The sequence below is a fragment of the Rhodobacteraceae bacterium Araon29 genome, assembly GCA_039640505.1.
Lineage (GTDB): Bacteria > Pseudomonadota > Alphaproteobacteria > Rhodobacterales > Rhodobacteraceae > CABZJG01.
In genome coordinates this window covers 1,588,410-1,602,470 of the sequence record CP046865.1, presented here as the reverse complement: position 1 = coordinate 1,602,470, position 14,061 = coordinate 1,588,410, and the positions used below count along the sequence as shown (strand labels likewise).

The 14,061-nt window shown below is 48.8% G+C and carries 13 protein-coding genes and 2 tRNA genes; 5 read left to right on the top strand and 10 right to left on the bottom strand.

Going from position 1 to position 14,061, the window contains the following annotated elements:
• Nucleotides 1-15: 15 nt before the first annotated feature.
• Both GN278_07560 and GN278_07555 read right to left on the bottom strand, forming a co-directional pair.
• Nucleotides 16-1,500 (bottom strand): xylulose kinase, encoded by a 1,485-nt coding sequence (locus GN278_07560; GenBank protein ID XAT60677.1) that lies wholly within the window; start codon nucleotides 1,498-1,500, stop codon nucleotides 16-18.
• The gene (locus GN278_07555) at nucleotides 1,497-2,450 is read right to left on the bottom strand and encodes a sugar-binding transcriptional regulator (GenBank protein ID XAT60676.1); all 954 of its coding nucleotides are present in this window, start codon (nucleotides 2,448-2,450) and stop codon (nucleotides 1,497-1,499) included. The genes GN278_07560 and GN278_07555 overlap by 4 nt, the downstream gene beginning before the upstream one ends.
• A gap of 115 nt (nucleotides 2,451-2,565) precedes the next feature.
• Between GN278_07555 and GN278_07550 the strand changes: the two genes are divergently transcribed.
• The 3 genes from GN278_07550 to GN278_07540 are packed head-to-tail and all read left to right on the top strand — an operon-like array spanning nucleotide 2,566 to nucleotide 5,370.
• Nucleotides 2,566-3,903, top strand: a complete 1,338-nt coding sequence (locus GN278_07550; GenBank protein ID XAT60675.1) for an iron-containing alcohol dehydrogenase — start codon at nucleotides 2,566-2,568, stop codon at nucleotides 3,901-3,903.
• 3 nt (nucleotides 3,904-3,906) lie between these two features.
• Nucleotides 3,907-4,713 (top strand): HAD-IIB family hydrolase, encoded by an 807-nt coding sequence (locus GN278_07545; protein XAT60674.1) that lies wholly within the window; start codon nucleotides 3,907-3,909, stop codon nucleotides 4,711-4,713.
• Nucleotides 4,714-5,370 (top strand): class II aldolase, encoded by a 657-nt coding sequence (locus GN278_07540; protein XAT60673.1) that lies wholly within the window; start codon nucleotides 4,714-4,716, stop codon nucleotides 5,368-5,370. It abuts the gene before it with no gap.
• Nucleotides 5,371-5,614: 244 nt separating this feature from the next.
• Here the strand turns inward: GN278_07540 and GN278_07535 are convergent, their stop codons facing one another.
• From GN278_07535 to GN278_07525, 3 genes are all read right to left on the bottom strand, one after another.
• Nucleotides 5,615-5,884, bottom strand: a complete 270-nt coding sequence (locus GN278_07535) for a hypothetical protein (GenBank protein ID XAT60672.1) — start codon at nucleotides 5,882-5,884, stop codon at nucleotides 5,615-5,617.
• Nucleotides 5,885-6,179: 295 nt separating this feature from the next.
• Nucleotides 6,180-6,256, bottom strand: a tRNA-Met gene (locus tag GN278_07530).
• Between the two features lie 313 nt (nucleotides 6,257-6,569).
• Nucleotides 6,570-7,958: a leucyl aminopeptidase family protein gene (locus GN278_07525; GenBank protein XAT60671.1), complete on the bottom strand. Its 1,389-nt coding sequence runs from the start codon at nucleotides 7,956-7,958 to the stop codon at nucleotides 6,570-6,572.
• A gap of 383 nt (nucleotides 7,959-8,341) precedes the next feature.
• Here GN278_07525 and GN278_07520 point away from each other — a divergent pair, with 383 nt between their 5' ends.
• Nucleotides 8,342-8,992 (top strand): carbonic anhydrase, encoded by a 651-nt coding sequence (locus GN278_07520; protein XAT60670.1) that lies wholly within the window; start codon nucleotides 8,342-8,344, stop codon nucleotides 8,990-8,992.
• Between the two features lie 178 nt (nucleotides 8,993-9,170).
• Here GN278_07520 and GN278_07515 read toward each other — a convergent pair whose 3' ends face one another.
• The 5 genes from GN278_07515 to GN278_07495 all read right to left on the bottom strand — a co-directional run bounded on the left by GN278_07515 (nucleotide 9,171) and on the right by GN278_07495 (nucleotide 13,813).
• Entirely contained in the window at nucleotides 9,171-9,401 is a 231-nt protein-coding gene (locus GN278_07515; protein XAT60669.1) for a hypothetical protein, read from the bottom strand.
• A gap of 296 nt (nucleotides 9,402-9,697) precedes the next feature.
• Nucleotides 9,698-10,720: an aspartate-semialdehyde dehydrogenase gene (locus GN278_07510; GenBank protein XAT60668.1), complete on the bottom strand. Its 1,023-nt coding sequence runs from the start codon at nucleotides 10,718-10,720 to the stop codon at nucleotides 9,698-9,700.
• Between the two features lie 120 nt (nucleotides 10,721-10,840).
• The gene (locus GN278_07505; GenBank protein ID XAT60667.1) at nucleotides 10,841-12,019 is read right to left on the bottom strand and encodes an MFS transporter; all 1,179 of its coding nucleotides are present in this window, start codon (nucleotides 12,017-12,019) and stop codon (nucleotides 10,841-10,843) included.
• A gap of 26 nt (nucleotides 12,020-12,045) precedes the next feature.
• On the bottom strand, nucleotides 12,046-13,035 hold the full coding sequence (locus GN278_07500; protein ID XAT60666.1) for an NAD(P)H-binding protein: 990 nt from the start codon (nucleotides 13,033-13,035) through the stop codon (nucleotides 12,046-12,048).
• A 103-nt stretch (nucleotides 13,036-13,138) separates the two neighbouring features.
• Nucleotides 13,139-13,813, bottom strand: a complete 675-nt coding sequence (locus tag GN278_07495; GenBank protein ID XAT60665.1) for a hypothetical protein — start codon at nucleotides 13,811-13,813, stop codon at nucleotides 13,139-13,141.
• 151 nt (nucleotides 13,814-13,964) lie between these two features.
• Here GN278_07495 and GN278_07490 point away from each other — a divergent pair.
• Nucleotides 13,965-14,051 (top strand) — tRNA-Leu (locus tag GN278_07490).
• Nucleotides 14,052-14,061: the final 10 nt, after the last annotated feature.

Here is a 14,061-nt window from a genome sequence, read left to right as displayed (position 1 = left end):
ATTGCAGTATATGGATTAATCCGAGGTCGACACAACGAACCTATTCAATTTATCTTGCTTCTCAAACAGGGTTTGCCATTGGGCGCAATCGGTTTTATCAGGCTTAAGCGTCTGTTTTGTAGAGCACATTGCCGCAGCGGCTGCGGAAAAGTCCCTATACCATCCAATCCCTTTGGCCGCAGTGATGCCCGCCCCCAAAGAAGACGCTTCATGCGATGCGCTAATGGTCACAGGGATGCCAGACGCATCGCTAATCATCTTGCGCCATAGGGGTGAATTTGCACCGCCTCCTACAGCAACAATTTCGGTGACTTTGATGTCGGCAATTTGCATGGCTTTGATGCAGCGGACAATTTCGCCTGTGAGCGCTTCAAGAACCGCGCGGTAGAGATGAGCGACGCCATGATCAGGTTGCAACCCTGAAAATGTAGCGCGTGCGTTTAGATCCCAATGCGGGTTCATGCAGCCAGATAAATAGGGGCAAACGACGACCCCATCTGATCCTACAGGAATGTTTTGGGCTTGTTTTTCCAAAGATAAAAAATGCTCGGCAGAAAGATCTCCACCTGCAAAATTCTCAATAAACCAGTCGATAAAAAATGTTCCTGCGCGTAAAATACCCTCAAGAAAATAGCCGGCTCCGGTGGGTGAAATCATGGTGCGCCATTCTTTACTTATTCTTGGTTCTGCCGACCAAGCGCCGGTAATTATGGCTGTACCAAGATTAAGATAAACGGTCCCGTGACGCATTGCATTGGCTCCAAGCCCTGCACATTGCCCATCACCACCGGCCGCGATCACTGGCATATTTACCGGAAGACCTGTGGCTTGGGATGCAGCTCCATGGATCTGTCCAATTTTGCTACCGGGCGATATAGTGTGCACAAATTGATTACGATGCATGTGCAGCGATTCTATCAGTTCAGCAGACCAATCTTTGGCAGCAATATCAAACACGCCCATAGGATCTGCACTGGTCCATGATGCGACCATTTTGCCAGTTAGCCGGTCGCAGAGAAAACTGTGAACATCGATTATTTTAGCTGTTGATGCCAGAACCTCAGGGTTATTACTCTGCAGCCAATGCAACCGGTAAATTGCCGGTGTGATATCCGGCGGTTTGCCGGTAGTGTGATGTAGAAAATCGGCCCCTATAGCCTTTGAAAATTTTCTGACCGAAGATTTGGCGCGTTCGTCTAACCATACAATGGCAGGCCGAAGGACGGCGCCCTGACCGTCTAGAAAACCAATGGTTTCACGTTGATTTGAAACTGCCAACCCCTTTGCCAAGCTTAGATCAACCTCTTGTCCCAAAGCCCTTAGTGCAGCATAGGCCGCGTGCCACCAATCCTCAGGGTCTTGTTCAAAATGACCTTCAGCGGGTTGTGCCATCGGAATACTGGCACGGCCCTCACCAAGGCAAATGCCATATTTTGACCACGCCACCGCTTTGGTGGATTGGGTCGAACTATCCAATCCAATAACGAATTCTTCTGTCATTTTGCTCCTATCTTGCCCAATAAGGCGCAGGCCAGTGACGCATCCAGCACCAAATGGGTGATGAGACCAGCAGAAATAGCTGCTTGGACAGCCTCTACCTTTTGCGTGCCCCCACAAACCCCAAGACGGGTAGGCACGAGTTTCGCTGTATCTAATGAAATAGCCACAGTTCGGCCTGATAATGCGCCGGGCACTTCCTGTCCTTCACAACCTAAAAATCTGTCAAAAACAATAGCTTTGGCTCCGCTTCGAATATACTGATCACGCACTTCGGCATTTAGATATGGTGGTTGCTCAACAACAGTTTGTTCGGTCAATTCACCAATGCCAAACGCAAGTATCGAAGCCATAGAGATTGTTTTGAAATGTTCCTTTAGGGCGGGCTCTAGATAAAGCCGTTCCGTCAACTCCTGGGATGAAAGAAATGCAGGCGCATGTAAGTTAAGACAGCGCGCTGAAATACTGGTAGCAATGTCGCTAGCACAGACCTCAGGTGAATGCTGAGTGGCAAAAATTGAACTGCCGGACACTTGAATAATTGTTGATCTGGGGAAGCTGGCCTTTGGCATGGTCTTGGCAACCGCGCTTAGGGTGCGGCCCGATGAGACACCAATAATATCACCATCTCGCATCAGACTACATAACACTTCGGCACCTGCACGGCCCACATTTTGGCGCAACTCATCTTGATCTGAAGTGGCTGGCACCACATGCACGCCTTGCAAACCAAGGCAGGATTTAAGTTTGGTGGCAAGTTCATGTTTTGCCAATATATCCGGCTCTAACTGTATTGTGACCAAACCGCGCTCACGCGCCTCGCTAAGATAATTTGCCACAGTTTGCCTGCTGACACCGAGCGCATTTGCAACCTCGCTTTGCGTATAAGTATTTGCATAATACAACCATGCGGCAGCCCTGATCGGGTCCCCTGCGAACTCAATTGATTTCATATTGCTGTACCCTTTTGTAATTCGTGTGGTGCACCGCAATCCCCTAAGAATAAATATTAATTGACATATGCCATATCATAATAGCATATGTTAAATCAAGGTATGGGAATACATAATGAGATTAGCCACAGGGCCGAATTTTAATTGGACTGAATTGATTGATGACATATGCGCTGGCACTTGGATTAGCCCGCTGACCGGAAAGCGATTTCCGCCTGCGCCCAATGATCGAATTGTATTTTCGGAAAGTTTAGCAGGACAAGAAGTTGAACTGATTGAATCATTGGGCTTCGTAGCGCCTTTTGCTCTTATTTGCGATCCAAATACCCATCAAGCCCTGGGGGAACGGATCGCAAAGGCACTTTCGGCAAAAGGCGAGGTGGAAGAGATCATCCTCGAAAAACCAAGCGCAAACATGTCAACGGTGCGCGATCTGGCAAAAAAGTTAGAGCCCTACCCTTCGGCGATTGCAGTTGGCTCAGGTACAATCAACGACCTTACAAAACTTGCAACCAAAATGAACAAGCGTCCATATTGCGTCTTTGCGACGGCCGGTTCAATGAACGGCTATACATCATCTACAGCCTCAATTTCATTGGATACTGGACTAAAGGTTTCGCTTCCCGGACAAACTCCTTTAGGATTTTTTGTTGACCTTGAGGTTTGTGCAAATGCCCCCGCGTGGTTAAACGCTGCGGGTTTTGGCGACTGTCTATGTCGCTCCGTGGCTCAAATAGATTGGTGGATGTCACACCGTTTGATCGGCACCATGTACAAGCATGAACCCTATGTGATTGAAATTCCGGACGAGATCCACTTGATGCAACAAGCGCGGGGTATTGCCCAAGGTGAAATTGAAGCAATTGGTTTTCTGTTTCGAGTGCTAACACTTTGTGGCCTCGGAATTGGTTTTACCGGGGTCTCAAATCACGGATCTATGGGCGAGCATCAAATCTCACATTATATCGACTGTTTTTCCGGCCGCCGGCATCCAGGGTCGATACATGGACAGCAAGTAGGTATTGCAACGTTAACAATGTCGCGCATTCAGCAGCACTTTTTGAACAGTAAGTCGCCTCCGGAGGTGCATGAAACGCAAATTGATACAGAAGATATGGTACGCCGAATGGGCCCCGAAATTGCGGCGCAATGTGAACCCAATTTTCGCAAAAAGGCATTTGACTCAAAAAAAGCAGATCTATTTAACGAAAATTTGCACCGGCTATGGCCTGAACTTCGGAATGAATGTCTTGAAATTGCGGTGCCAACCGAGAAACTAACAGACTATTTAAATGCGGCAGGCGGGCTGACGACAGCTCAGGGTTTGAATATTCCGATCGAATTCTACCGCGAGGCTGTCTTTCACGCCCACGAGATGCGTGATCGTTTTTCTTTCGCTGACATTGCTCGAGATAGCGGCGCATTAGCTGAACTTGCGACTGCGGAGGTGTAAGGATTGCGGCCAATTTCTGAGTTATCTCAACAGGTTGCCTCTGAGGTAAAAGCGGTATTTTGTGACATCGACGATACAATCACAACAAACAGGCGGTTGGGTGCCGCAGCTTTTCAGGCCCTTGAGGATTTATATATGGCCGGTATTGCGGTGGTTCCTGTAACTGGTCGGCCGGCAGGTTGGTGCGATATGATCGCTCGGTTTTGGCCCGTCCAAGGCGTGGTTGGAGAAAATGGGGCATTTTATTATGCCTATGATCCAAGCGGCCAGAAGATGCATCGAAGGTTTAATAAGGGTTTGGGCAACCATATCGATAATCTTCACAGGTTTGATAAAATCCTTGACCGGGTTGCGCGTGAAGTTCCAGGCGCTGCTATTTCCGCAGACCAAAGCTTTCGCGTTGCAGATTTAGCCATTGATTTTTGTGAAGATGTTGCAGCGTTATCCACCACGGACATCAATCACATCAAAAATATTTTTGAGGAAGAAGGTGCTGTGGCAAAAATATCTTCTATACATGTGAACGGATGGTTCGGATCATATGACAAACTGAGTATGTCTCGCATTTTTGCTGCCGAAGTTTTATTTTTGGATATAGATGCGCAAAACAGTCAAGTGATCTTTGTGGGTGACAGCCCAAATGATGCGCCAATGTTTAGCTTTTTCAATAATTCATGCGGCGTTGCAAATATTCGGGCTTTTGAAAACGATCTAGATCTTTTACCAACTTGGGTGGCCAGTGGGTCGGGCGGTGCCGGCTTTTGTGAAATTGCAAATATCCTTCTTGAAAGCCAAAAAAAGGAGAAATGAATGACTAGGGAAAATGATTTACGGCAAGACATCGTCGATGCCTGTCTTGAAATGAATGCAAATGGACTCAATCAAGGAACTTCAGGCAATATATCGGTTCGCTTTGAGGATAAGATGCTAATCTCACCTTCGGCCACGCCTTATGCTAGTATCACCAAAGACATGATTGTCTCGATGGATCTCTCTGGTCAGATGACAGGCAAATGGCAGGGGACAAGTAGACCTTCAACGGAATGGCGTTTCCATTGGATGTTGATGAAAGAACGGACAGATGTAACGGCTGTGATCCATGCGCATCCGCCTTTTTGCACCACTTTGGCCATTTTAAGAAAGCCCATTCCAGCCTGCCATTATATGATAGCAGCCTTTGGTGGCACCGATGTCCGCTGTGCAGGATATGCCACATTCGGCTCACCCCAACTCGCGCGGTTGGCTTTTGATGCGCTTCATGACAGATCCGCCTGCTTGCTTGCAAATCACGGAATGGTGACAGTGGGAACTGGTTTAGAGCAAACCATGTGGCGGGCTGTAGAATTAGAAACTATTGCCTGCCAATACTGGCAGGCTTTGCTTGCAGGAGACCCTTTCATTTTATCAAAATCAGAAATTGATGATACGTTTGCTATGTTTTCAAGCTACGGGGTGCAAGCTGACTAAGGATAGTTGTTGACTGATCATGCGCATAAAAAAACTAGAGCGCAGTTTTCACTAGTGCACCCAACCGCACCAATAGTCCGCTAGTTTGCAATAATTGGAATAGTTTTATTTATGGCCTAAAATATCCTTAGGCATCCGATCATCAGACCTCCGCTTTATGTGTCAAAATTCTTATTCATCTTCGCTCCTTAACAGCCTCAATGAAAGAGAAAGCCTCACTGGTTTAAGCCCCTAAATCAATTCATTATAAGCGTCTTTTAAGGGTTGAGTTATACGTATTAGACGCGCTGACCATAGCTTCACGCCCCATTTCATCAGCACGCCATTTAGCAAAGCGTTTCAGTTCTTCATAGTCAATGCAAGTCACAAACTTATCACTAAAATATGGGATCAAGTAGGGTCTCAGTCCGGCGATATAATCATGGTTGCTTTTCTTGCTCAAGTTAGCACTAATCTGTTTATGCATGTCTTCTATACATTTTACGGCAACAGCTGTGAATTTTTTGGAGTTCACGGGCTGCTTCTTTGGCTTCTGCGAGCAAATTTTAAAACACCTTTACCTTCATCTACCGGTCCAAAAATTTCAGAGCTTAATTTAAGCACTGAAATTCTGTACGATATTGTTTCAGTAAACAATATGCTCTCTCAAAAAAACCTACCGATACACGAACACTGTGTTTGAAAACTATGTCGCAAATACTGTGCTCAACACAGCGCCTCCAGCATACTTTGAGCAGAAAAGTGCGCTGGGAGTGCGCTGCGCACTACCGCATGCATCACAAATCAAGTCATTGAATTATATTGATAAATGGTAGCGGAGGAGGGACTTGAACCCCCGACACGCGGATTATGATTCCGCTGCTCTAACCACCTGAGCTACTCCGCCAACGCAGGCCGATTTAGGCGCTCAGAGCTATAAGGTCAAGCGCTTATTAGCTACACAGCCTTAAATAAATTTGATTGCATATCTTAAAACAATGGCTGCAAAGCGCACGTATCACCTTACTAGCTCTGTTAATTTTCAAATGAACCATTACTTTATATTACAAACGCCGTCGCAGCAATGTGAAACAAGCTATAATCAGCGGCACAATGTCGACTTCTGTGGATCAGCACAATAATCAAAACCAAAATAACCAATGCAGCATATCAAGGAATAAAGACACTCTACGCTTTATGTGAATATTGGCGCTACAAAGCTATTTTAACCCCAAAATGTCCGGCAACGCGGTTAGAATTGCGCGCGGGCCTTGACCTATTCCGCCTTTCGATCGCGCTGGCCTTGCGGTTGGGTTCCAACTATAGATGTCAAAATGAATATATCGTTCAGGCTTAGATACAAACCGGCGCAAAAACAGTGCTGCGGTGATAGAGCCAGCAAAACCACCAGGGGGTGCATTATCAAGGTCTGCAATTTGCGGCTCAATCATTGTCTCATAAGGATCCCAAAACGGCATCCTCCAAACCGGATCAAGGCTGGCCTCACCGGCCTTGATCAATGGCGCGGCAACATCATCGCTTGAGGCATAAAATGGCGCCAAATCCGGACCAAGCGCAACTCGGGCAGCGCCAGTGAGCGTGGCCATTGATATGATCAAATCAGGATCTTCTTCGTCTGCGTAGCTGAGCGCATCTGCCAATACCAACCTGCCTTCTGCATCGGTGTTGTTAATCTCAACGGTTAGGCCTTTGCGCGATGTTAAAATATCTTGTGGCCGAAACGACGCACTGCTCACGGAATTTTCCACAGCTGGGATTAAAACTCGCAATTGAATAGGCAATTGCAGAGCCATGATCATCTTGGCCAGTCCCAAAACATTGGCCGCCCCGCCCATGTCTTTTTTCATCAGCCCCATAGACCCACCGGGTTTAAGGTTTAAGCCGCCGGTATCAAAGCAAACCCCTTTGCCAACCAAAACTACCTTTGGGCCAGATGTTCCATGACGGATATCAAGCAAACGCGGAGCTGTTGCCGAGGCCCGCCCAACCGCATGGATCATCGGGAAATCACGCTTTAACAAATCATCCCCAACAATGACTTCGAAAGCTGCGTCAAACTCAGCAGCAAGCTGAGCGGCGTGATCTGCCAAGGCATCTGGCCCCATATCTGAGGCCGGTGTATTGACCAAATCCCGGCTTAAAGCCTCGGCGCTGGCCATGGTTTCTATGCGCGCGACATCCGCCCAATCAGGTGCGACAAGCGCTATATTTTTTCCCTTGGACGCTTTGTATTTGTCAAAACGGTATCCAAGCAGCAACCAACCTAAAACTTCGTACTGCTTGTTTTGAAATGGAAAATCATTTTCAAGCTGGTAAAGACCAGAGGGCAAATTTGCCGCTGCCGCTGCCAATGAAAATCGCTGACGCTGCCTTGCATTTTCATCGCCTAACCCCAAAAGTGCGAACTTTGGCTTGCCCTGCGCATCAGGGCAAAGCAAAGCCGATCCAAAAGCGCCCTTAAATTGCTGGGCATCGGCCCATGCCTGCACATGATGCGGCAGCGCCTGCAACACATCTTGCAAGCTTTGAGTCTCTGCAAGGTAGACGGGAATTGCATCCTTGCTTGGCGCAGAAAATTTAAGGCTCATTGATCATCCTAATAAATACTTTGACCGGCATCTTGACCGCTTGAACCTAAGAGCACAAGCCTTTACGGAGCGCTTTTTAACTCAAGCTTAGGATCGCAAAGGAATGCTACACGAAGCCTCACTAAGGTGAAAAATCATCCTATATCCAGCGTAAACTTGCCTGCACAAATACGCGAAATGGCATGGTATTAACTCTAGCCTGTACTCATTCACCGGCCAAACAGTAGCTTTTTAAACAAATTTAACCGTGTGCTAGGTTATGATCTACCAAAAATTGTAGTCCACTCTAGAAAAAGATTAAAAAAATCTGATTTTACTCTCGAAAAAGAATTGCATTTATCGTAATGCACTACGAGTGCAGTCGTAAACATCTGGAGGTCGCTATGGAGTTTGTAAAACCTTTGCCATCCTTTCTTTTGCAGCGCTATCATGGATGGTTTGCGACCTCGTATTCAGAAGATAAAACCTGGTATAAGAAGCTTGCCTCAGAGGGGCAACGACCACGGGCAATGGTGATATCGTGCTGCGATTCGCGGGTTCAGGCGACCCAAATTTTTGGCGCCGATCAAGGCGAATTCTTTATCCACCGCAATATCGCAAATTTGGTCCCACCCTTTCAACCGGACGGTCAACAGCATGGCACCAGCGCGGCTGTTGAATATGCAGTTAGCGCTCTAAAAGTCGGCCATATCATTGTTCTAGGCCATTCAAACTGCGGCGGTGTGCAGGGCTGTTATGAAATGTGCTCAGGCCAAGCCCCTGATTTAGAAGAAAAAACAAGCTTTGTCGGCAGATGGCTTGAAATCCTTAGGCCGGCTTATGATACGCTCAACATCACCGATAATGTCGGCGATAACATGCAAGCCCTTGAGAAAAAAGCCGTGCTGACCTCTTTGGAAAACCTGATGACATTCCCATTTGTCAAGAAAGCTGTTGAACAAGAAGAGCTTAGCCTGCATGGGCTGTGGACAGATATCGGTGCGGGCGGGCTTGAAGCTTACGATTCAAATTCGAACAAATTTACCCCTGTTTAAAACAATTCAACACTCAAGTTGATTTTTTATGGCTCTGCTTTGGGGGTAAAAAGCGACGTCGGTATTGCAACAGTATCGCGGCAGTTTCGCAGTGGTGCAAAAAAACGTGTTTCCTGCGGTAAAAATTGCGCGGATGCGGTGCGATTTTACTCGGAGTTTGACACCAACCGGTGGTGACCTACACCGGTTTAAACCGATTATCTTTAGTCAGCAGTTTCAATTTTGATAGATGTGCATCTGCTGTTTTCAAATCATAGGCAAACAAATTCTGCAATTCCGCCTGCGATAAAGGAGAGCGCTTTTCCTGTTCTGCAGAGGCTGCGGCATGCAACTCGCGTCGTTTTACCAGTTTAGCAAATAGTGATTTAGAAGAGAGAGACGCCATTGCTACCCTGTTATCCGTTGTCAAACCAGCCTGACACCCAAGGTAAGGGATGCGGTGTCTAAGGCACCAGGCCGGTCCAACTCTTCGTGCTTTGCGCACGGTATCGCTCGAATAAGAGCGCTTACATTCTGGGCAAACACACCGGTGTTTGCGCCATCAGATTAGCCCTGACAGGTGGCAATTACACTGGATCGTTCGGATAAACCCTGTCAAAGATGTATGGATAACCGCATCCTTTAGGGTTGAGAAAAACAAAAACTAATGCCGAAAGGCCCCCCCAAACCATAGGGAGGCTAAAACACTTTTAAGGTGTACTCGGATTAACCTTTTTTAAGGACCTTCAGGCCAAGGGTTTCAGCAATTTGAACCGCGTTCAAAGCCGCGCCCTTGCGTAAATTATCAGACACACACCACAGGTTAAGCCCATTATCAATGGTGCTGTCCTGACGGATACGGCTGATAAAGGTGGCAAAATCGCCAACCGCTTCAATCGGGGTCACGTAGCCACCGTTTTCGCGTTTGTCGATGACCATAATGCCCGGCGCTTCACGCAGGATATCGCGGGCTTCATCTTCATCAAGAAACTCTTCAAACTCTATATTGATCGCTTCTGAATGGCCCACAAAAACCGGCACTCGCACACAGGTCGCGGTCACCTTGATGGATGGATCAACGATCTTTTTGGTCTCTGCGACCATTTTCCATTCTTCTTTGGTCGATCCGTCCTCCATAAATACGTCAATATGCGGGATCACATTAAAGGCGATCTGTTTTTGAAAGGTCTTCGCGCTTACGTGGCTGGTTGGATTGTAAATTGCTTTGGTTTGATCCCAAAGCTCATCCATACCTGACTTTCCCGCGCCTGAAACAGATTGATAGGTCGAAACCACAACCCGCTTGATTTTAGCCCGATCATGCAGCGGCTTTAGCGCAACGACCATCTGCGCCGTCGAGCAGTTGGGATTGGCAATGATGTTTTTCTTTGCATAGCCCATAACCGCATCGGCGTTGACCTCAGGGACCACCAAAGGCACATCTGGATCGTACCGGTAAAGCGAGCTGTTATCGATCACCACACATCCGGCAGCGGCCGCTTTAGGGGCGTATTTCTTGGTTGCGTCAGAGCCAATGGCAAACAGCGCCATATCCCAGCCAGAAAAGTCAAAGGTGTCTAGATCCTTGGTTTTTAAGGTGTCATCGCCAAAACTAACCTCGGTGCCCAGCGAGCGGCGGCTTGCCAGCACGGCAATTTTTTCCACTGGAAACTGACGTTCGGCCAGAATGTTTAACATTTCGCGCCCGACATTTCCGGTCGCGCCAACAACAACGATGTTGTACCCCATGGGTAGAGTTCCTCTTATTTTTCTTTAGCTGGCTCTTATCCTGCAAGACCCGTAGTCGTCTTAGCGCAGGCCGCCAGTGGATGAAAGGGGGGCGGGTAAAATACCCAAGCAAAATATTGGTTAATCCAACCGGTCTTGCGACAGAGCGTAAATCAACACGCCGACTAAAAGCGCAAACGCATAGAGCAGAAACAGCGGTTCATATACATTGGCCCCTACCCCGCCTTTGGCCACAGCAGCTTTGTGCAAGCGGCTGGTGATGACCTGAAAAACTCCGACACCCGCGATGCTAAACAGGTTCATCAAAGTCACCCCACGGCCGGTTAAATGAGCCGGTGCAAAGCTGCGCCCATGCGCCACCAGCACTGGATAGGACATTCCAAAAAACCCAACGAGCGCAAAAGCCGTAACAGCGCCAGTATATCCAATTTGTGGGGAAAAGCTAAGAACCGCCAAACACAGTGCGCCCAAAGCGTTGCCGCCAAAAACCACCCACTTGCGGGTTTTAAAAATGCGATCTAAGGGGCCATAAAGGAACGTACCCAAGATCATTGCCAAACTCATAATCATCGCAGCCCGGCCAACGGCATCGGGGCCTGCGCCATGCACTGTTGTCAAATAGGGCCCAATCCAGACACCGCGCAAACCGGCAGCCGGCGCATAACTCATCAGCATCAACGGTAAAATAAGCCAAAGCGCCCGCAGACGCAGCAAATCAAGCAAGCTTCCCTCGGCTTTGCCCGTCAAGGGTTCGGGGTTGCGCACAAACAAAAGTAAACCTGCCCCGATCAGTACGGACAGAGCTGCAATAATTGCCATGGCTTCGCGCCATCCCAGCGCCTGTACCGCATAGACCAAAGGCGCTGATCCAGCCAAATTGCCGAGCGAGCCAACGCCAACCATCACAGCCGCCAAAGTGGCAAAAACTTTTGCCGGATAAAGCCGGGCAAAAATGAAATACGCCCCCATAAGAACCGGCGCGCACCCAACCCCAAGCAGCACCATCGCCAAATGTACATGCCAGACGGCCTGAGCGGCTGCAAAAATTACCGCACCGCCACCGCCGCCCAATATAAACAGCAAACCTGCTGTCAACCGCGGACCAAATTTATCAAGCGCCCACCCGATTGGAATTTGCATCGCCGAAAAAGCTAGAAACCAAAGACCTGATGCCAACGCCAACTGATCTGCAGTGGCACCGAGATCTAGCGATAATTGACTAGTTAAAACGGCTAAAAAGCTGCGAAAAAACTGGCTGCATATGTAGGAAAGGCATAAAAGCGCAATCCCGATATACATTACAAACCGTCCTGCAAAGCGGCCATTTAGCTATCTGACCGCAGGTTTCCAGCCGAGGCCTTAATCTCGGCATATTGCCCAGATGGACGATAACGCCACAAATAGTCAGGCAGCACGGATGCCATCGGTGTCGGTTCAATACCAAGATCTGCAAACCCTTTAGCCGCTTCGGATACAACATTGTCTTGGGCCAGTTGTTTGACCTGATCACGGGTCAAAATTCCGTTATGGAACAAGCCTAAGCTCAGAGTTTGCGCACTATCAAAGCCGAGTGCCATAAGCCGCGCGGCAAAAAATGGCAGGTTTAGCACCAAGCGCCGGCGTTGAATGATTTTAAGCATTTGGCCCATTAAATCGCCCAAGCTGGCCACATCCGGGCCGCCAAGCTCATAAATGCCGCCCGGGGACTGACCCAAAATACCGCGCACAGCAGCCTGCGCCACATCATCAACATAAACCGGCTGAAAACGGCTGGCCGCGCCCGCGATCGGCAAGATCGGCCCAAATTTGGACATTGCCGCAAAGCGGTTAAAGAACTGATCCTCGGTTCCAAAGATGACCGAGGGCCTTAGGATCATGGCATCGGAAATATGTGCAAGGATCGCCGCCTCACCCGCCGCCTTTGATTGGGCATAAGCGCTGTCACCGTTCTCATCAGCGCCTAAGGCCGAAAGATGCACCATGTTGGCAATATCCATTTCAGCTGCGATCCGCGCAATACGTTCGGCGCCTTTAAGCTGCACCGCGTCAAAGCTGTTCTTTCCGCCGACATCAAATGTGCCTACACAATTGACCACCGCATCGGCCCCTTGTAACGCATCGCGCACCAACCGATCATCGCGGATATTGCAAAATACCGGCTCGACCTGACCAACCGCGCCATTGGACTTTACAAACAGAGCTTCATTGGGCCGCCGCACAGCCACCCGCACGCGCCAGCCCTCTTTCGCCATATGGCGCACAATATAGCGCCCTACAAATCCCGATCCGCCGAAAATAGTCACAAGTTTAGACATCAAATAAGATCCTGCTGGTTTTCACTTTGGCCCAGATGTATCCAGTATAAGCCCAATAGACAAGTTGGTTATCCGGTTAAATTGGCGCAGTTGGCCAAGCGCTCTAAGCTTTTGACGCCTTAAGGTCTTTGGCCATTTCACGCCCTTGGTCTGACAGATCATAAATCCCGCGCGCAACGCGGATAAACCAGCCATGATAGTTTTCCGCCATCAGCCGCGTTGCATGCGCCACCGCTACCGATTTGGCCAGATCTGCGCCTTTGCTGGGGCCATGGTCCAGCAGATAAAAAGCGCATCTTTGCGCCTCTTGCCGGTACGAGGTGACCAATGCGCTGCGCTGCGTTCCGCCGAGATTGGGATCGCCTTTGCGGCGCTCAAATGCCGCCTTCAATGCCACCTTTTTTGATTTTGATTTACGCGGCGCATAGGGCGCAGGATCACAGCGAATGTCGGCCGCGCCGCTGGCAATATCCACGGCAATCACCCCAAGCCCCAAACGCCGGCAAAGTCCGGTATTTCGTTTAAAGGCACTCCAGCCCGCTTTGCCTTTCCATTTTGGAACGGCCACATAAACCCGCTCGGTTATCGATTGCCGGGCAACAGCTTGATGCAGTAGAGTTAATGAAAACCCCAGCTTTAATTCAATAATCACCGGATCTTCGCCTGACCGTATGGCGACAACATCCGACGCGCCTATTTCGGCTTTCACCTCAAACCCATTGGCCTCAAACAGAGCCTTTATCGGGCCATAAAGATCAGTTTCAAGCAATTGGTTCATATCCGGCTTTTAGCAGACCGCGCTCTGTGAACCAACGGCTTTACGCACTGCAGCGCTGACCAATAGAGATCCCGGCCTAAGCTTATATTTTGCTCCACCATACCGTTGACTCTGCTTCACTGCGCGTTTAAACGCCGACCTCAAGACACCTGCCCAGGTGGCGGAATTGGTAGACGCGCTAGCTTCAGGTGCTAGTGTCCTTATGGACGTGGAGGTTCGAGTCCTCTCCTGGGCACCAAAACAGAATT